The sequence below is a fragment of the Streptomyces sp. NPDC002845 genome (genome assembly GCF_053591955.1).
Map to the genome: position 1 here is coordinate 99,185 of NZ_JBSFUU010000003.1, position 18,006 is coordinate 117,190.

At 72.5% G+C, this 18,006-nt stretch carries 14 protein-coding genes and 1 pseudogene; 7 read left to right on the top strand and 8 right to left on the bottom strand.

What is annotated here, in order from left to right:
- The first annotated feature begins 50 nt into the window (after positions 1-50).
- Positions 51-611, top strand: coding sequence for a hypothetical protein (locus tag ACWD3C_RS02925; protein WP_451139374.1), 561 nt, complete (start codon positions 51-53; stop codon positions 609-611).
- 165 nt (positions 612-776) lie between these two features.
- Here the strand turns inward: ACWD3C_RS02925 and ACWD3C_RS02930 are convergent, their stop codons facing one another.
- From ACWD3C_RS02930 to ACWD3C_RS02945, 4 genes and pseudogenes are all read right to left on the bottom strand, one after another.
- Positions 777-1,259 carry a CBS domain-containing protein gene (locus tag ACWD3C_RS02930; RefSeq protein WP_451139376.1) on the bottom strand — a complete coding sequence of 161 codons (483 nt, stop codon included), beginning with the start codon at positions 1,257-1,259 and terminating at the stop codon, positions 777-779.
- Between the two features lie 157 nt (positions 1,260-1,416).
- A complete protein-coding gene (locus ACWD3C_RS02935; protein WP_451139378.1) occupies positions 1,417-3,372 on the bottom strand; it encodes an NAD-binding protein in 1,956 nt (651 codons plus the stop codon).
- Positions 3,373-3,437: 65 nt separating this feature from the next.
- Positions 3,438-4,737 (bottom strand): annotated as a pseudogene (locus ACWD3C_RS02940) (ArsB/NhaD family transporter).
- Between the two features lie 119 nt (positions 4,738-4,856).
- Positions 4,857-6,134 (bottom strand): cation:proton antiporter, encoded by a 1,278-nt coding sequence (locus ACWD3C_RS02945; protein ID WP_451139380.1) that lies wholly within the window; start codon positions 6,132-6,134, stop codon positions 4,857-4,859.
- 392 nt (positions 6,135-6,526) lie between these two features.
- Here ACWD3C_RS02945 and ACWD3C_RS02950 point away from each other — a divergent pair, with 392 nt between their 5' ends.
- Complete coding sequence (locus ACWD3C_RS02950) at positions 6,527-7,225, top strand: hypothetical protein (RefSeq protein WP_451139382.1); 699 nt, start codon at positions 6,527-6,529, stop codon at positions 7,223-7,225.
- Positions 7,226-7,269: 44 nt separating this feature from the next.
- On the opposite strand, the gene ACWD3C_RS02955 is transcribed toward ACWD3C_RS02950, so the two are convergent.
- Together ACWD3C_RS02955 and ACWD3C_RS02960 are read right to left on the bottom strand one after the other, a co-directional pair.
- On the bottom strand, positions 7,270-8,028 hold the full coding sequence (locus tag ACWD3C_RS02955; RefSeq protein WP_451139384.1) for a DUF4142 domain-containing protein: 759 nt from the start codon (positions 8,026-8,028) through the stop codon (positions 7,270-7,272).
- 257 nt (positions 8,029-8,285) lie between these two features.
- Positions 8,286-9,503, bottom strand: a complete 1,218-nt coding sequence (locus ACWD3C_RS02960; RefSeq protein ID WP_451139386.1) for a lactonase family protein — start codon at positions 9,501-9,503, stop codon at positions 8,286-8,288.
- 446 nt (positions 9,504-9,949) lie between these two features.
- Here ACWD3C_RS02960 and rsgA point away from each other — a divergent pair, with 446 nt between their 5' ends.
- The 4 genes from rsgA to ACWD3C_RS02980 all read left to right on the top strand — a co-directional run bounded on the left by rsgA (position 9,950) and on the right by ACWD3C_RS02980 (position 14,596).
- Positions 9,950-11,062 (top strand): ribosome small subunit-dependent GTPase A, encoded by a 1,113-nt coding sequence (gene rsgA / locus ACWD3C_RS02965; RefSeq protein WP_451139388.1) that lies wholly within the window; start codon positions 9,950-9,952, stop codon positions 11,060-11,062.
- A 195-nt stretch (positions 11,063-11,257) separates the two neighbouring features.
- Positions 11,258-12,721 (top strand): DNA-3-methyladenine glycosylase 2 family protein, encoded by a 1,464-nt coding sequence (locus tag ACWD3C_RS02970; RefSeq protein ID WP_451139617.1) that lies wholly within the window; start codon positions 11,258-11,260, stop codon positions 12,719-12,721.
- Positions 12,718-13,230, top strand: coding sequence for a methylated-DNA--[protein]-cysteine S-methyltransferase (locus ACWD3C_RS02975; RefSeq protein WP_451139390.1), 513 nt, complete (start codon positions 12,718-12,720; stop codon positions 13,228-13,230). The genes ACWD3C_RS02970 and ACWD3C_RS02975 overlap by 4 nt, the downstream gene beginning before the upstream one ends.
- Before the next feature lie 103 nt (positions 13,231-13,333).
- A complete protein-coding gene (locus ACWD3C_RS02980) occupies positions 13,334-14,596 on the top strand; it encodes an SGNH/GDSL hydrolase family protein (RefSeq protein WP_451139392.1) in 1,263 nt (420 codons plus the stop codon).
- 22 nt (positions 14,597-14,618) lie between these two features.
- Here ACWD3C_RS02980 and ACWD3C_RS02985 read toward each other — a convergent pair whose 3' ends face one another.
- Both ACWD3C_RS02985 and ACWD3C_RS02990 read right to left on the bottom strand, forming a co-directional pair.
- Positions 14,619-15,101, bottom strand: coding sequence for a DUF456 domain-containing protein (locus ACWD3C_RS02985; protein ID WP_451139394.1), 483 nt, complete (start codon positions 15,099-15,101; stop codon positions 14,619-14,621).
- 36 nt (positions 15,102-15,137) lie between these two features.
- Positions 15,138-16,127 (bottom strand): helix-turn-helix domain-containing protein, encoded by a 990-nt coding sequence (locus ACWD3C_RS02990; RefSeq protein WP_451139396.1) that lies wholly within the window; start codon positions 16,125-16,127, stop codon positions 15,138-15,140.
- Between the two features lie 346 nt (positions 16,128-16,473).
- On the opposite strand from ACWD3C_RS02990, the gene ACWD3C_RS02995 reads away from it, so the two are divergent.
- Entirely contained in the window at positions 16,474-17,991 is a 1,518-nt protein-coding gene (locus tag ACWD3C_RS02995; RefSeq protein WP_451139398.1) for a protein phosphatase 2C domain-containing protein, read from the top strand.
- Positions 17,992-18,006 lie beyond the last annotated feature (15 nt).

The window sequence follows — 18,006 nt, forward strand, 5'->3', positions numbered from 1 at the left end:
AGTTGTCGCAACCGGAGACATGAGCCCGTGCCGTGCCTAATGTGGCTTCCATGGAACGGCACGCGAAGAAGGGTGCCTCGGTCGGTGGCGCCCGGCCTGTGGGTACCGCCCGAGTGGTGCACGACCGTTACTGGGAGCGGGAGTTGCGCAGCGCGGTGCTCTGCGGGGCGCTGCTCTTCGGGCTGCTGGCGCTGCTCGACTGGGGGCTGCTGGTGGGGCTGACCGGCGCCCGTACCGCGCTGTGGGCCGCGCTCGCCCTGCTGCTCCTGGTGATCCTGACGCCACCAAGGGTGAGCGCGACGGACGACGGTCTCGACGCGCGCGGCTTCCTGACCCACCACCGGGTGCGCACCGACCAGCTGGTGACCGTGCAGATATCCGAGGGCGTCGCCCAGCGGCTGGTCCTGAGCGACACCTCCGGCGCACGGCTGGTGCTGGACCCCCGGGTCCTGGTCGCCAACCCGCTCCTGTGGCACGCACTCGACCAGGGCGCCCGCCGCTCCCTGGAGCGCGGCACCCTGCGGAGCGGCGCGCCGGTGCTGGAGCGGCTGGGGCACCGCGTCGACGCCGAGGCCTGGCGCGGGATCGCCAGGGCCGCCGAGCTCGAATGAACCCGCGGCGGAGCCCGATGCCTAGCGACCGTGACCGAATGCCCCTGCGGCCGTGATCGATCGAGTGTCCTCGCGGCGGAGCCCGATGCCTAGCGACCGTGACCGAACGCCCCCGCGGCCGAGCCCGATCGAATGCCCTCGCCGCCGTGCTCGGCGCGGCCGTGCTCAGCCGTTGCTGGTGCTGGTCGCGCCCGTCCGGCCCAGCAGCTCGTGCAGCAGATGCGACGCGGTGATCACGCCCAGCAGATGAGTGCCGTCCTTGGCCTTCTCCGTCACCGCCACCAGCGGGCTGCGTACCTGTGCCATCAGCACGGCCACCTCCAGCGCCGTGTCGTCGGCGTCCGCGGTCGGCGGCTTGGTCGCCTCGCTGGACAGCACGTCCCCGACCCGGCGTCCGGCCAGCGCCTGGCACAGCCGGTCGGCGTGCTTCTCGTCGACGACCGCGGCGAGCGTCGGATCCTCCAGCACGTACGTGGGCACCAGCACCTTGATCATCTGCGAGGCGGGCAGAATCGCCTGCGGCTCGCCGTCCTCGTCGAGAACCAGCAGGCCGGGCAGCTTGTGCTCGGCCAGCAGCCGGGCCGCCTCCATGGCGTCACTGTCGACGCTCACCGCTTCATACCCGACCGCCAGGTCCCGAGCGCGCACGACAGGCTCCTCATCCGTACGTCATCTGTGAAGAAACTTCCTGTGCTCGGCGTCGTACGGAAAAACGTGTACGTGCCAGGCCATGGACACGAAACATACGCCATGGTCACCGCGGCCGAGAGCACAGGGGAGGAACCCCGAGGACCCCCACGGTGGCCTACGCGTCGGTCGGCCGCGACCGCAGCCGGGGGTGCCGGCCGAGCAGTTCCGCCAGGCCCTGGCGGGTGGCGGCGAGGACCACCCGGTCCTGGGGGCGCAGGACGTAGCCGGGGTGCAGGTCCCAGAGCAGACCGGCCGACTGGACGGCCCCGTCGGGGACCGGGGTGGCGGCGAGGTCGGGCAGGCGTTCGTCCGGTGCCGAGGAGTCCAGGGCGAGGACACGCCAGGACCCGGCGCGGAACGACTCGGCGACCGTGCGCCCCTCCAGCTGAGGGTGCCCGCCGACGGCGAGGGCCGCGAAGAGCAGCACACGGCGTTCGACGGGGATGGCCCCCAGGATCTGCCGGCCCATCATGGCCCCGGCGAAGGCGGGCGCGGCGAGGGTGGAGACGCTGCGGCTGCGGGTGAGGGCATGGGGGTGGGCGGCGCGCAGGGTGCGGTAGACCGCCGCGGCGAAGTCGTCGTCGTACAGCCGCAGCGCCACGCGCAGCTCCGGCTTGACCGAGCGCGCGTAGAGCGCCGCCTCCAGGTTCGTGGTGTCGCTGCTGGTGAGCGCGAGCAGGGAGTGGGCGTGCTCGATCCGGGCGGACTCCAGGACGCCTTCCTGGGTGACATCGCCTATGACGGTGGGCACGCGCAGCCGCCGGGCGAGCGGGATGCCGCGCGCCTCCGGTTCCTCCTCGACGCACACCACGGGGATGCCGAGTTCCTGGAGCCGGCCCAGCACCCGGGTGCCGACCTTGCCGAGGCCGAGCAGCACGACGTGGCCGGACAGTCCGCGGGGCGGGCGGCGCAGCGCCGAGACGGTACGGAAGGTGCCGAGCGCCTCCAGGACGGCGGCGAGCAGAACGGGCAGGAGCAGCAACCCGGCCAGCCCGGAGAGTAGTTGGAGCACCTGGCGGGCCGTGGGATCGTCGAGCGCCGGGTCGTTGATGGCGAACAGGTCGAGCAGGGTGACGTACCCGGCGTGCAGCGGATGCCCGCCGGTGGTCAGCCAGGTCGCCACGGCCAGCCCCAGTACGGCCGTCACGAGCCCGGCCAGCGACCAGCGCAGCCGGGGTGAGAACAGGCGTCCGAACGGCAGCCCCCGGCCCACGAGGCGGCCGGGCGGGGGAGTGGACCCCGTGTGGGCGACGGTCTCCAGGACCACCGTGCCGCGGTCGGTGGCGGCGGCCACCGTACGGTCGTCGGGCAGCAGCGTCGGCCCCTCCTGCCCGCTGGCGTCCGAACCCTCCGCGCCCGCCGGGTCGTTGGTGGTCGACGACAGCAGGGCCAGCGTGCACAGACCGGGGTCGGCCGTCTCGCCGGGGCCGGGCGGGGTGCGCTCCACGGCACGCAGCAGCAACCCGTCGGCCTGTACGACCTTGCTGGTGCCCGCGACCGCCGTGGCCGCCAGCGCGGGCGCCGCCGTGTCCGCGTCCGACAGGACCGTGGTGGAGGTGTCCAGGGCCTCCGGGTCCAAGCCGGGTACGGCGAGCGCGGCGGCCTGGTCGAGCAGTTCCTCCAGGTGCTGGCCGAGCTTGCGGTTGTAGAGCCGGATCACCAGGCGCAGCCGGGGGTTGAGCCGGCGGGCGGCCAGCGCGGCACGGATGTTGACCTCGTCGTCGTCGTACACCAGCGCCAGCGCGGCGGCCTCCCGTGCGCCCGCCTCGGCGAGGGTCTCCTCGTCGAGGTCGGGCGCCTCCAGGAGCCGTGGGGCCTGAGGTTCCCCGTCGGGGAGGGTGCCCGACGAGCGGTTCACGGCGGCCTGCACCCGGCCGAGCAGGGCGGAGGCCCGGGCGGCAGGCCCGGCGGCGGGGTCGGCCCGCCGGGCGGACGGCACGACCAGGGTGACCCGCTCCCGGTACACCGCGCGCAGCTCGGCGGCCAGTCGCTCGGCGAGCGCGTCGTCACCGCACACGATCATGTGCCCCGGCCGCGGGGCCTCGCGTGCCTGAAGAGGAAACACGGCCATGCCGCCCCTCACGTCCTCGTCGTCGTCTTCTGCTTCCCTTTACTTCCTTGCCGGGTTCTTCCCCGTCAGGCCAGGGCGAAGTAGCGCAGCCAGACGTACACGATGGAGAGCCCGACGGTGACGGCGGTGACGATCAGGCCGTACTTGGTGAACTGCCAGAAGGAGATGGGCTGGCGGTTGCGCTCGGCGATGCCGAGCACGACGACGTTGGCGCTGGCGCCGATGGCGGTGGCGTTGCCGCCGAGGTCGGCGCCGATGGCCAGCGCCCACCACATGACGTGGGTGCCGTCCCCGCTCATCGCGCCCACGAGGTCGCTGGTGATCGGGGCCATCGTGGCGACGTACGGGATGTTGTCCACGATGCCGGACAGCGCCGCAGAGGCGCCGAGCAGGAGCATCGAGCCCCCCCATCTCGTTGTCGCCGATCGCGCCGGCCAGGGACTGGGAGATCTCACCGATGACGCCGGTCTCGATCAGACCGCCGATCATGATGAACAGACCGGCGAAGAAGGCCAGAGTGGGCCACTCGACCTCGCGGAGGACCTCACCGGTCTCCGCGGTGGAGACCGCGACGAGCAGGCCGGCGCCGAGCAGGGCGACGACGCTGGGCTCGTAGTGCAGCACCGGGTGGAGCACGAACCCGGCGACGACCAGGGCGAGGATGACGAGGCCCTGGACGAGCAGGCGCGGGTTCTCGATGGCCTCGCGCTCCTCCAGCGCCATGACCTCGGCGGCGCGGTTCTCGTCGTAGACGAAGGCCTTGCGGAACAGGAAGCGGCACAGCGCCACGAGCACCACGATCAGGATCACGGACAGCGGTGCCAGGTGGATCAGGAAGTCGTTGAAGCTCAGGTCCGCGCGGCTGGCGATGATGATGTTGGGCGGGTCACCGACCAGGGTCGCCATGCCGCCGATGTTCGAGGCCAGCACCTCGGCGATCAGGAACGGGGCGGCGGGCAGCGAGAGCCGCTCGCAGACCAGCAGGGTGACCGGGGCGATCAGCAGGACCGTGGTGACGTTGTCGAGCAGCGCCGAGGCCACGGCGGTGATGACGACGAGCATGACCATCACCCGGAAGGGTTTGGCCTGCGCCCGTTTCACGGCCCAGATCGCCAGGTATTCGAACATGCCGGTCGTCTTCAGCACACCGACGATCATCATCATGCCCATGAGCAGGAAGATGACGTTCCAGTCGACACCGCTGTGCTCGGAGTAGAACGCCGATTCGTCGTCGGTCGCCCCGATCGCCAGCATCAGCGCGGCGCCGCCCAGCGCGGCGGCCACACGGTGGATCTTCTCGCTGATGATCAGGGCGTACGTCGCCACGAAGACGGCGATAGCCGCCCAACTCTCCCAGCCGTTCACGTTTCTCCGATGCGTCGTTCGATGAGTCGTTCCTGCAGACGGGCGGCTGTCAGGCCGCCGCCCGTCTGCAGGGCCCCGCCGCTGTCATCGGACAGGGACGGGCGGGGACCCGACGAAGGTCACGCGCCGACAGGGCCGGTCTCCTTCGTGGCGTTACGGGGTTCGTTATCGCCCGTGTCATCCTTCTCGCCCTTCTCGCCCTTGTCGCCGTTCTCGTCCGCGGCGACCAGTTCGTCGACGTGGAAGAGGCGGGCGATGGGTACGTCGGTGCTGCTGTGCGCGATGATCGAGAAAGCGATGCACACGGCGATGAGAGTGAACGCCTCCTGGCCCTGCGGGATCCCGGCCTGCAGCACCAGCAGCCCGTACACCACCGACGCGAAGCCCTTCGGGCCGAACCAGGCCCCCACCAGCTTCTCCTGCCGGGTGAACCGGGTCCCGATCAGGGAGAGCAGCAGCGAGGCCGGGCGGATCAGCAGGATGGCGAGGACGACCACGACATAGCCGCCGAAGGACAGGTCACCGAAGAGCGACGGGGTCAGCAGCGCGCCGAAGACCAGCAGCGCCGCGAACTTGGCCAGCTCGGCCAGCGCCTCACCGAGCGGCTCGAACGCCTCCTTCGCCTCCGGCGAGTAGGCGGTGAGGATGGCACCCGCGGAGAACGCCGCCAGGTAGGGGTTGGCGTGCGTGAGGTGGCAGGTCGCGTAGAGGGTCACACCGATCGCCAGCGGCAGCAGCGGCTGAAGCTTGGGCTCGGCGCCCAGCAACCGGAACCGTACGAGCGCGATGACGGCCAGCGGAATGGCGACACCGAAGACCAGCCCGAGGACCAGCTCCAGCAGGATCATCGGCAGCGAGGACTCGACGTGCCCACGGGTCGGCCCGGCCGCGGCGATGAAGATGAGGACCACCGGCAGCGCGAGCCCGTCGTTGATGCCGCTCTCCACGTTCAGCAACTGGCGCAGCTTCGCCGGGACCTCCTTGCGGCCCACGATTGCCGAGGCGAACACCGGGTCGGTCGGCGCCAGAACCGCGCCGACCAGGAACGACGTCGTCCAGTCCAGGCCGACCAGGAAGTGCGTGATCAGCGCCATACCGACGAACGCGAGCGGCATGCCGAGCCCGAGGGCGCGCGCCGGGTTCTTCCAGTTGGCGCGCAGCGCGGGGAAGGAGACGTGCATACCGTCGGTGAACAGCACCGCGAACAGGGCCAGGTCGGCCGTCACGGACACCATCTCGCTGTCCGCCGTGATGTGGATCAGCCCGAGGAACCCGTCGCTGACGAGCGCACCGCCGACCAGGAAGAGGAACGAGGTGGACAGCACGGTTCGGGCCGCGAGACCGGACAAAAGCACCGCTATGAGCAGTGCCACTCCGAAGACCACGACGAGCACCATGACCACAACCCCCGATCGGCGATGAGGTGGAGAGAAAAAAGAGTCCTGAGAGACTTGTCTCAAGACCGCCGACCAGGCTTCCCGGCACACCGGTTGGCACCCTACACGTTGCTGACGCGGCATTGATATGCCAGCTCCGCGCACGTGGACGCACCCTTCACTGCCGGAATCCGGCATCGTCTGCCCCTTTCCAGCAGGGCGATGGTGTTGAGGCGGGGGAGGCCAGGGGGGACGGCTGGGCGATCAGGTCGACGAGTGCGACGAATGCGACGGCAGCACCCTGATGACCCCGGCGCGTTTTGCATAATGCAAGGGAAACGAGCGGCGCGGGCGACCGCCGGGAGCATCAGGACGCGAAGGCTCTCGAACACGGACGAACGCTGGGGGTGGAGATGCGCATACAGCGGCTGCGCCCACCGTCACCGGCGGTGGAGCCGGACCTGATGGCCCACCTGAGGGCCACGGTCTGGGGTCCCGCGGAGTTCGTCGGCCTGCCCCCGTGGCGGCTGGCCGGAAAAGGGCTCCTCACGGGCGCCCTGGGCGCCGCGACGATCGTCGGCGCGGCGGTCGCCGGTGCCTGGACCGGCGTGCCCGCGCTCGCCAGTGGTGAGGCGGGCCTGCTCTGCGTCGCCGCGCTCGCCCTCCATCTCGCCGTCGTACGGGCCGGACGGGCGCTGATCGGCATCGTCGCCGTGCTCGGTGTGGCCCTGGCGACCCAGGCTCCGCAGGTCGCCGCGGGTGTGGTCCTGGCGGAGCGGGGCCAGGTGCAGTCCGTGGTGGTCACGTCGGTCGAGGGCGGCCGACTGACACCCACCGGGCGCGACCGCTATCTCTGCTCGGTGGCCGACCGCCACGGAGTACCGCTGGGGGTCCGCATCTGGCGCGGCTGCGGCCGTGGCACCCAGCCGGGCGACGCGCTCGCGGTCGTGTACGACCCGGAGGGCCGGGTGCCGCCGCGGGGCGTGGAGACCGGGGCGGCCAGGACGAAGCCGCTGCGCGACCTCTCCGCGACGGCCGCAGCCCTCGCCGCCGGGTGCGCGCTCGCGGTCGTACGCGCCTTCAGGCTCGGCCGCGCCGTGGCCCGCGGCTGAACCCGTGGTGGGTGCCGGGTCGCCGTGGGCGGGCCGGGGGCCGGTCATCCGGCGTTCGTCGAGGCGGCTGTGGGGGTGGGCGGCGACGGGTTCCTGGTGTTGACGTCCAGATCGGGGCGGGGCGTGAGGACGACGACGGGGGCCCCGCGCTGGGGCGGGGGCGGGGTGGTCATGTCCTCGGGGAGCTTGGGCGCGGCGGTCTGCTGGAAGTTGGCCTGGTCGAAGTTGACCATGCCGGTCTTCTCCAGGACGGTGATGTGGTCCAGGACGGTGTCGTTGGCGAGGTTGGCGAGCTCGCGGACCAGCGTGTTCTTGGTGGTGGCGCGGATCTTGGCGATGGCGGGGAAGATCTTGCCGTGGGTGACGCGCATGATGTTGACGGCGGAGGAGTCGAACTGGATGCCGGACTCGGCGCCGACGCTCGCCACGAACTGCTCCTGCTGCGGGCTGGCCTGGTTGGGCAGGGTGATCTCCAGCTCGGGGGCGATCCTGCGGCACATCTCGTCGAGGCCGGCGTGCCCGACGACGAGGTGCTCGCCTGCTTCCCTCATCTCCGGGGTGGTGCCGCGTTCCATGGCCATCTCGCCCAGGGGGTACTCCCACAGCCCGGCGGCGCGCACCTGGACGACGAAGTCGCGGTCGGCCTCGGTCAGGGGCCCGTAGGGGTTGTCGTGGTCGACGATGCGTTCCGAGTCCGTCGCGCTGTTCACGATCCCGAGCGTCGCGGGGTAGGCGAGCGCGCCGACGGTCAGCAGCAGGGCGCCGCTGACGAGGACGGTTCCCATGTTCCGCGAGATGGGCATCGGGCCTCCTTGCAGGGGTGGGCCGCCCCGGCGGCCGCCGCGCCTGGGCGGACCATGTGTGTCGGGGCGGTACATCGGTCGGGTGGGAATACGGATGCAACACGGGAAACAATCACCGCTGCGGGTAAAAACCGCATCGGTTCATGTGAGTTGCGTCTCATCGCCAGGATCGGCACTGCCCGGGTGGCAGCCGGTCCCACGAAGGGGCGCGGGGCTGCCACCCGGGCATGGGGCGTGGCCGGAGCGGCTCGCCCGGCTCACACCGCGGCGATGCCCTCCATGCCGGACTCCTCGAAGACGGGCAGGCCCTCGGCCGTCGTCACCTTGGTGAGGGAGCCGTCGGCCTCGACGCGGAAGCCGTCGACGGTGCCGGAGACGGCGTTCTGGACGTAGACGAACCTCTCGTCCTCCGTCACGGCGAGGTCGATCACGCCCTGGGAGTTGGCGGAGGGCGGGGTCGCGATGCCGACGTCGTTGGTCAGCGCCAGCCTGCCGTGTTCGTCCATGCGGTAGCCGGTGACGGTGGAGTTGCCGGTGTTTCCGCCGTAGAAGTAGTTGCCGGCGCGCTCCAGCCAGCACAGGGTCTCCTGGCCGTTGGCCAGCGGCTGCTGAAGGACCTTCAGTTTGCCGTCGCGCTTCACCTTGTACGTGGTGACCGTGGACTTCTCGGCCTCGGCGACCAGCATCCGCTTTCCGGTCCCGTCGAAGGAGATCGCGAACGGCACCCCGCCCACGGACTCGTTGACGACCGGCTCGGCGACGGCCGGGAGACCGTTGCGCTTCATCGGGAACACCTCGACGGTGTTGTTGCCCTTGGTGGTGACCACCAGATTGCGTCCGTCCGGAGTGAACTCGACCTCGCCGGGCGAGGTGTCGAAGCGGGGTATGTCCTCGTTGTCCAGCCCCAGTGAGCGGTGGGACCCGCGCAACGGCCTGAGCCCCTCCTCGGTGATCCGGAAGCCCTGGACGCTGCCCTCACCGCCCGCGTTCATGACGTACGCGACCCTCCCGCGCACCGCGATGCTGGCCGGGAACTCCCCACCGGAGTCCACGACCTGGCGGTCCTTCAGCTCCTGCCCCTCGACCCGGAACGACGTCACCGTGCCGCTGCCCGCGTTGACCGCGAGCAGCATCCCCGAACGGTCGTCGTAGACGAGCGAGCCCTGCGAGGCCAGTGAGTCGGTGGGGGCGTCGATCTGGTCACCGCCCTGGCCGCCGGTCTCGTAGGTACCCGCCGGTTTCAGCCTGCCGTGGTCGTCCCGTGCGAACACATGGATGGTGTTGCCGTCCAACTCGTTGCCCTGCACGAACACGGCGTGATCGGCCCCGGCCGCGGTACCGGCGTACTGGTCGGCCGACGCCACGGACACGGCCACCGTGGCCGCCACGGCGGTGGCGAGGGCACCGCCGCCGATCATGATGCGGCGCGACTTGGACTTCGCGCGGTGGCCTCGGCGGGCGCTGTGGGTGTTCACATCTGGCTCCTTGCTCTCTCGCTGCTCTCTCGCTGCTCTCTCGCTGTCTGCGCTCTCTGTGCGGCCGACGGGACAAGAGTGACCAGTGGGAGTGATGCGGCGGGTGGGTAACAGGGACCGCGTCAGACTCTCGTAAGGCGCGTTCTCGTAAGGCGAGTTGTCGCAAGGCACGGGAAATTCAGTGGCGCACGGCCGCACGCACTCCTTAAGGTGAGTGCGAATCTCGCGGCGACCGTCGGCTGCCGCCGAGGTCGGCCGAGTGAAGAGCCACGAGTTCGAAGAACGGGAGGTGTGACCGATGGCTGTCTCCGTGATGGGCGCTGCCCGCATCCAGAAGTTCGTCCACTCCACCTCCGTGGCCGCCGGCTGACCTCCTCTCTTTGATCGTCTTTGATCGGCGCGCTCGTCGAGCGCGCGGCCGGGGCCGCCCTTGTGAAGGGTTTCCCTTGAATTTCTCCTCTCTTTCGGCTTCCTCTGTTTCGTCGCACCCGCTCGCCCCGTACGGCTGGGACGAGGGCTGGGAGGCCGAGTTCGCCCCCTATGCCGAGCGGGGTCTCCTGCCCGGCCGTGTCGTACGGGTCGACCGGGGCCAGTGCGATGTCGTCACGCCGGCCGGCACCGCGCGGGCCGACACCGAGTTCGTCGTGCCGCGCGACCCGATGAAGGTCGTGTGCACGGGGGACTGGGGCGCCGTCGATCCCGAAGGCGGCGATCCGCGCTACGTACGCACGCTGCTGCCCCGGCGCACGGCGTTCGTACGGTCCACGTCGTCCAAGCGCTCAGAGGGACAGGTCCTCGCGGCCAACGTCGACCACGCCCTCGTCGCCGTATCGCTCGCCGTGGAACTCGACCTCGGCCGGGTCGAACGCTTCCTGGCGCTCGCCTGGGAGTCCGGCGCGCAGCCGGTGGTCGTGCTCACCAAGGCCGACCTGGTGCCGGACCCGGTGACCCTCGCGCACCTCGTGCGGGACGTGGAGACGACAGCGCCGGGCGTGGAGGTGCTGTCGGTCAGTGCCACGTCCGGGGACGGCGTCGACGTCCTCGCCGCCGTCGTCTCCGGCGGTACGTCCGTCCTGCTCGGTCAGTCCGGCGCGGGCAAGTCGACCCTCGCCAACGCGCTGCTCGGCGAGGACGTCATGGACGTACAGGCCACGCGGGACATGGACGGCAAGGGCCGCCATACGACGACCACGCGCAACCTGCTCGTACTCCCGGGCGGCGGTGTCCTCATCGACACGCCGGGGCTGCGGGGCGTGGGGCTCTGGGACGCCGAGACCGGGGTCGGCCAGGTGTTCTCCGAGATCGAGGAACTGGCGGCGGAGTGCCGGTTCCACGACTGCGCCCACGCGGCCGAGCCGGGGTGTGCGGTGCTGGGCGCCGTCGAGTCCGGTGAGCTGCCGCAGCGGCGGCTCGACAGCTATCGCAAGCTGCTGCGCGAGAACCAGTGGATCGTGTCCAAGAGCGATGCGCGGATGCGCGCCGAGATGCGGCGCGAGTGGAAGCGGAGGGGGGCGGAGGGGCGCGCGGCGATGGAGGCGAAGAGGGGGCATCGGCGGTAGGGCACCCGGTGCCTGGGGTGGGCGTCGGGTGGTTTCGCCCCCGCCGCCCTTACCTGTTCCCCTCCCTGGGGGGCTGCCGCCCCCAGACCCCCACTGTCGGCCTTCGGCCTCGTCCTCAAACGCCGGACGGGCTGGATGCCCTGTCCGATTTCCGCCAGCCCCCGTCCCCGGCGGTCGCGCAGACTGGAAGGCGTGATCGACGAAGAGACCAGGTACGAGGCGGTGCGGAGCAGGGATGCCCGGTTCGACGGGCAGTTCTTCTTCGCCGTCGAGACGACGGGGATCTACTGCCGGCCGAGCTGCCCGGCGGTGACGCCCAAGCGGCAGAACGTGCGGTTCTACGCGACGGCCGCCGCCGCGCAGAGCTCGGGGTTCCGGGCGTGCCGGCGGTGCCGGCCGGACTCGGTGCCGGGGTCGGCCGAGTGGAACGTACGGGCGGACGTCGTGGGCCGGGCGATGCGGCTGATCGGGGACGGCGTCGTCGACCGGGAGGGTGTCGCCGGGCTCGCCGTGCGGCTGGGGTACAGCGCACGGCAGGTCCAGCGGCAGCTCACCGCCGAACTCGGCGCCGGGCCCGTCGCGCTGGCCCGGGCGCAGCGGGCGCACACCGCGCGGGTGCTGTTGCAGACCACCGAGCTGCCGGTCACGGAGACCGCCTTCGCGTCCGGGTTCGCCAGTGTGCGGCAGTTCAACGACACGATCCGGGCCGTGTACGACGCCACACCCACCGAGCTGCGCGCCGCCGCACCCCGCCGCGGGTCCACCCGGCGGCGGGCGGCCACCCCGGCCGCGGGCATCCCGGCCGCGGGCATCCCGGCCGCGGGCATCCAGCTGCGGCTCGCGTATCGGGGCCCGTACCAGTCCACCGCCGTCTTCGACCTGCTGGCCGAGGAGGCGGCCTTGGGCATCGAGGAGCTGAGCGGCGCCCGGGGCGCCCGCACCTACCGGCGCACCCTGCGGCTGCCGTACGGCACCGCGGTCGCCGCGGTCGACGAACGGGCGGGCGGGCCGGGGCGGGGGACCGGCGCGAAGGGCCACCCCGGTGGCTGGCTCGACGCCCGGCTCCACCTCACCGACCCCCGCGACCTCACCACCGCCGTCCAGCGGCTACGGCGCCTGTTCGACCTCGACGCCGATCCGTACGCCGTCGACGAGCGTCTCGGCGCCGATCCGCGCCTCGCCCCGCTGGTCGCGGCCAGGCCCGGCCTGCGGTCGCCCGGCGCCGCCGATCCGGACGAACTGGCGGTACGCGCCCTCGTGGGCACGGCACAGGCCGAGCGCCTGGTACAGGCGTACGGCAAGACGCTGGACGCCCCGTGCGGCACGCTCACCCATGTGTTCCCCGAACCGTCCGCCCTCGCCCACACCGGCGGCACCCTCGGCGCCCTCACCACCGCCCTCGCCGACGGCACCCTGCGCCTCGACCCGGGTGCCGACCGGGACGACGCCCGAGCCGCGCTCCTCGCGCTGCCCGGCATGGACGCCCGCGCCGTCGCCGTGATCCGCACCCGCGCCCTCGGCGACCCGGACGTCGCACCGCCCGACGAGGACATCCCCGACAACTGGCGTCCCTGGCGCTCCTACGCCCTCCAACACCTCGGGGCAGCGGGCGACCGGGCACAAGAACGAGAACCGGAACGGGAAGAAGGCCGACCGTGAACACCCACCACGCCACCACCTCCTACACCCACGTCGACAGCCCCGTCGGCCGACTCCTCCTCACCGCCGACGAGTCCGGCGCCCTGACCTCCCTCTCCGTGCCCGGCCAGAAGGGCGGCCGGACCCCGCAGCCCGAGTGGCGGCACGCCCCGCACCTCTTCCGGGCGGCCGAGGAACAGCTCGCCGCGTACTTCGCCGGTGAACTCAAGGACTTCGAGCTGGAGTTGAGCACCCGCGGCAGCGACTTCCGGGAGCGGGTCTGGGCCGCGCTGGACGACGTGCCGTATGGGCGGACCACCACGTACGGCGAGATCGGCGCGCGGATCGGTGCGTCCCGCGCCGCCGTCCGGGCGGTCGGCGGTGCCATCGGCGCCAACCCGTTGCTCATCGTCCGGCCCTGTCACCGGGTCATCGGCGCGGACGGGTCGCTCACGGGCTACGCGGGCGGGCTCGACCGGAAGGTGCGGTTGCTCACCTTGGAGGGAGCGGCGGTAGGGCGGCCGGAGTAGAACATGTGCACCCAAAGGTGTGACGGCGCGCGGCAGAGGCGAGGGTGGCGGGATGCGCGGTGCGAGGCTTGCGTCGCTTCAACTGAGCGAAGGGTAAGCCCACATGACCCGCGCGTTCTCCGCCCGGCATCTCCTCGTCACCCTGGTGGCCGGCCTGGCCCTCGCCCTCACCGCGAGCACCGCCCCCGCCACCCCCACAGCCTCCGCGTCCCCCGCCACCCCCGCCTCCCAGCGCTGGACCGGCACCTGGGCAGCCGCCGCCTCCGGTACGGCCCCCGCCCTCCCCGGCGCCTCCATCCGGAACGTCGTGCACGTCAGCGTCGGCGGTACGGCCGCCCGGGTCCGGGTGTCGAACCGGCTCGGGTCCGAACCCCTGCGACTCGGCGGCGTCACCGTCGCGTTGCAGTGGGAAGAGGCACCCAAGAGCCCCGACGCGGTCCCCGGGTCGATGCGTACGGCCACCTTCGGCGGGGCCCGGACGGTTACGATCCCGGCGGGTGAGGAGAGGGTCACCGACCCCGTCGAGCTGCGCATCCCGGAGAACAGCAACCTCCTCGTCACCCTCCACACCCCGGTCGACTCCGGCCCGGCGACCTACCACCGCACCGCCCTCCAGGCCAACTTCGTCGCCAGGGCGGGCGACCGGGCAGCCGACGAGGACGGCATGGCGTACACGGAGACCATCGGCAACTGGTACTACGTGACCGGTGTGGACGTGCTCGGCTCGCCCGCCGCGGGCAGTGTCGTGGCACTGGGCGACTCGATCACGGACGGCAACGGCTCCACGTTCAGCGCCAACCGCCGCTGGCCCGACCGCCTCGCCGAGCGCCTGCGCACCCTGCCCGCGCACCGCCGGCTCGGCGTCCTGAACGCCGGGATCTCCGGCAACCGGCTCCTGCGCACCGGCGTGGGCCCGAGCGCCCTGGAACGGCTGGACGCCGACGCCCTGTCCCGCGCCGGGGTGCGCACGCTGGTCGTCATGGTGGGCATCAACGACATCAAGGACGCCCCGAACGCCATCGACCCGGCCGTGTTCGAGGCGGCGTACCGGCAGATCGTGAGCCGCGCCCACGCCCGTGGGGTCCACGTCATCGGCGGCACGATCACCCCGTACCGCGGCCACCGCTCCTACACGGAGGCCCGCGAACGGGTCCGTCAGGCGGTCAACACCCTCATCCGCACCGGCGGGATCTTCGACGCGGTCGCGGACTTCGACCGGGCCGTCCGTGACCCCGGCCGGCCGGACCGCATCCGCACCGCCTACGACCCCGGTGACCACCTCCACTTCAACGACGCGGGCATGAAGGCGATGGCCGACACGGTCGCCCTGGCCGACGTGACCGCGGCGGCCGCTCCCCGCAGGTGACGCAGGAGGGCTGCTGCGCGTACTACGTCCAGATCACCGCCCCCACCCACGCGGCCGCCACGATCAGGCAGGCGAGCAGCTCCGCCAGCACGCTGGAGCCGCCCGAGCGCATCACCGTGCGCACGGCGGCCCAGGCCTCGCCGTGGCGGCCGAGGCGGAGCCGTTCGGCGAGGTAGAGGCCGGCGACGAAGCCGGGGATCGCGCCGATCACCGGGATCAGGAGGAAGCCGAGGAGTGCGCCGGTTCCGGCGTACACCCCCATTCGGGGGGTGGCCTCGCCCTCGCGGAACCGTCTGGGCGGCAGGCCCCAGCGGACCGCCTGGGAGAGGAGCAGCACCACGGTGGCGCCGACGAGCACGATCCAGGCGGCCGTCCGCGCGTCGGTCAGCGCCCACCACAGGACCCCGGCCCACACGAACCAGGACCCCGGCACCCCGGGCACCAGCACTCCGCACAGGCCGACCAGGATGACCACGCCGACCAGCAGGAGTTCCCACGCTCCCATCTGCCCAGGGTGCCGGAGCACGGGAGAACGCGCGGGTCAGCGCTGCTCCTCCCGGGTCACCCAGCCCCGCTCGTACGCGTGCCAGCCCAGCTGCAGCCGGGTCGTCACGCCGGTCAGCTCCATCAGGCGCTTCACCCGGCGCTGTACGGTCCTCAGGCCCAGGTCGAGCTGTTTGGCGACGCTCGTGTCGGTCAGGCCGACGAGCAGCAGGGAGAGGATCTCCAGGTCGGTGGCGTCGGGGCCGTCCGGTATGTCCTCCGTGATCGGGCCGCCGCCGAGGCGGAGGGGCAGCGCGTCCCGCCACACCGACTCGAACAGGCCCGACAGCAGCTCCAGGAGCCCGCTCGCGTGTACCACCAGGGCGGCGGGCTCGGCGGTGCGCGAGGTGAGCGGGACCATGGCGAGCGTCCGGTCGGCGATCACCAGCTTCGTCGGTACCCGGTCCGCCACCCGCACCCGCTCGTCCCGGCCGAGCGCGGCGGACAGCTCGGTGACCCCGTGGGGCAGGTCGAGGACGGCCCGCTCGACGACCGCGCGGTAGCGCACGCCTCGGTCCACGGTCTGCTCTTCGGCGTCGGTCTCCACCCCGGGGACGACCGCCGGGTTCCCGGTGACCAGCGCGCACACCTCCTCGCTCGCGCCCAGCCGGAGTTGCAGGCACCGCTGCGTGACCGCCGCCGCGCCGGTCACCACCTCGACCAGGTCGTGCACGGCGGGCTCGGTGGCGGCAGCCCGGTACTCGTCGGCGAGGAGCTTGGCCGCGAGCTCGGCATTGTCCAGTTCGTGCCGCTGCCGGGCGAGCAGCGCGCCCAGGGCCGCTCCGGGCGGTGCGGCCACCCAGCGGCCGGGCCGGGCCGGGGACCGGGCCGCGAGACCGTGCCGCTCCAGCCGGCGCAGGACCCGCTCCGTGTCGTACTCCCCGAGCGTGAGCCGCCGCGCGAGATCGGGTACGTCGGCGGCGCCCACGGACACCAGTGCCCGGTACGCCGACTCGTCCGTCTCGTCCAGACCGATCGCTCTGAGCATGCGGCGACGTTCCTCCCCGGGCGTCGTTTCCCGGCGCCGGGTCCAGGCGTCGGTGCGGGACGGCAGTGGCGGAGAACAGCCATGGCAGAAAGCCGCCCGGCAACATCATCGTCGTACTACCCGCCCCTGTGCCAAGGCGCCATCACCAGGAGAAACGCCCATCACGGCGAGAACCTGGGCATCAGGGTCACACTCGGGCCCACCAGGCTGACGCCCGCCGGGTGGCGTACTGCCGTTCGGTGGTTCATCCGATATGGGGTCGACATGCCGTTCGACCGTCAGCCCTCTGGCCGGTTTTTCCTGATGCCCCGTTTTCATCCGGCTCCCGCGGTGGACAATTAGGGGCATGAGCAAGCAGGGGGAGAGGTCCACCGGTCATGAGGACGACTGGTGGGGGCAGTTGTACAACGACTCCACCGGGGACACGGGGCCGACGCCCGCGGCCGACTCCCTCGACGACCGCTTCGCCTCGGCGGCGGGCACGGTGGGCTCGGGCGCGGGGGTCCGGCCGGAGACCGGCGGCGAGCCTCCGGGGGTGCCGGGGCAGCGTGGGGGGCCTGCGGAGCGCGAACGGCAGGAGGGGAGCGGACCGCGCCACGGACCGGAAGATCCCCCGGACCCCGCCGACCGGCTCCGCCGCAGCGGCCTCACCCGCCAGCCGTCCCCCTGGGAACCCCCGCCCGCCGCCCCCCCGGGTCCGCAGACCTTCCCGCCCGGCCCCAAGCCGCCCGGCTTCCGCCCCGAAACCCCCCGCGGCCGTACGCCCACGGAGGCGTCGTCCGTAGCGTCGGCACCGGCATCCCGGCCCCCCGCGGACGCGCCCCCGCCCCCCGCCGATGCCTCCCCGCCCCCCACCCTCCACTCCCACGACGTCACCCTCGTCACCAGCAGCCGGCCCGCCGCCGTCGCCTACGTCGGTTCCGGGCCGCCCACCTACGACGCCGAACCCACCGCGCTGCCGCCCGCCGACCCGGACGACCTCGGGGACCTGATCGCCGACACGGTGCTGGACGGGGCGCGTTACGGGGCCTGCACGCTGCGGGCCGCATCCGTGCGCGGGGACTCCGCGCGGTACCGGGGCGAGCCGCGCCGGGACTCGCTGCTCACCGCCCGCTTCGGCACGGGCGAGCAGGCGCTGGTGCTGGTCGCGATGGCGACCGGCGCACGGGCGACACCGAGGGCGCACCGGGCGGCGGCCGAGGCGTGCCGGTGGATCGGGCGGGCTGTCGGGCGCAGTCACGTCCGGCTGGCGGACGACATCCGGGCCGCCCGGCGCGGCGACCTCAAGTCCGGACTGCACCGGCTCACCGACCGCAGCCTCGGCAAGCTGCGCGCGAGCGCCGCCGAGCAGGGCGTCGAACCGGAGGAGTACACGGCCGGCCTGCGCTGTCTGCTGATTCCGGCCGACCCGGAGTGCCGTACGCGCGTGTTCTTCGGGGTCGGCGCGGGGGGCCTGTTCCGGTTGCGGGACGGCGAGTGGCAGGACATAGAGCCACGGATCGCCGAGGTCGCGGGCGAGCCCGTGGTCGGTTTCGGCTCGCTGCCGCACGAGACCCCCGAGGGCGACCGCCTCACCATGGACCTCGGCATCGCGACACCGCCGAGCCCGTACGAGCCCGCCCTCCTCCCGCCCCCGCCGCCCTTCCGCTTCCGTGCCTCCGTCGCCCGCCCGGGTGACACGCTCCTGCTGTGCACCGCGGGCCTCGCCGACCCGCTGCGCGGCGAACCCGAGCTCGCCGAGCACCTGACGGCGCGCTGGGCGAGCGGGGAGCCGCCGGGCCTCGCCGCGTTCCTCGCGGACGCCCAGGTCAGGGTGAAGGGGTACGCCGACGACCGTACGGCCGCGGCCGTCTGGGAGGCGTGAGACGTCTGTCACACG

Excerpts from the sequence above, each read along its gene's own strand:
- ACWD3C_RS02925 (WP_451139374.1), top strand. The coding sequence starts at position 51 with ATGGAACGGCACGCGAAGAAGGGTGCCTCGGTCGGTGGCGCCCGGCCT.
- ACWD3C_RS02935 (WP_451139378.1), bottom strand. The coding sequence starts at position 3,372 with ATGGCCGTGTTTCCTCTTCAGGCACGCGAGGCCCCGCGGCCGGGGCAC.
- ACWD3C_RS02945 (WP_451139380.1), bottom strand. The coding sequence starts at position 6,134 with ATGGTGCTCGTCGTGGTCTTCGGAGTGGCACTGCTCATAGCGGTGCTT.
- ACWD3C_RS02950 (WP_451139382.1), top strand. The coding sequence starts at position 6,527 with ATGCGCATACAGCGGCTGCGCCCACCGTCACCGGCGGTGGAGCCGGAC.
- ACWD3C_RS02955 (WP_451139384.1), bottom strand. The coding sequence starts at position 8,028 with ATGCCCATCTCGCGGAACATGGGAACCGTCCTCGTCAGCGGCGCCCTG.
- ACWD3C_RS02980 (WP_451139392.1), top strand. The coding sequence starts at position 13,334 with ATGACCCGCGCGTTCTCCGCCCGGCATCTCCTCGTCACCCTGGTGGCC.
- ACWD3C_RS02985 (WP_451139394.1), bottom strand. The coding sequence starts at position 15,101 with ATGGGAGCGTGGGAACTCCTGCTGGTCGGCGTGGTCATCCTGGTCGGC.
- ACWD3C_RS02990 (WP_451139396.1), bottom strand. The coding sequence starts at position 16,127 with ATGCTCAGAGCGATCGGTCTGGACGAGACGGACGAGTCGGCGTACCGG.
- ACWD3C_RS02995 (WP_451139398.1), top strand. The coding sequence starts at position 16,474 with ATGAGCAAGCAGGGGGAGAGGTCCACCGGTCATGAGGACGACTGGTGG.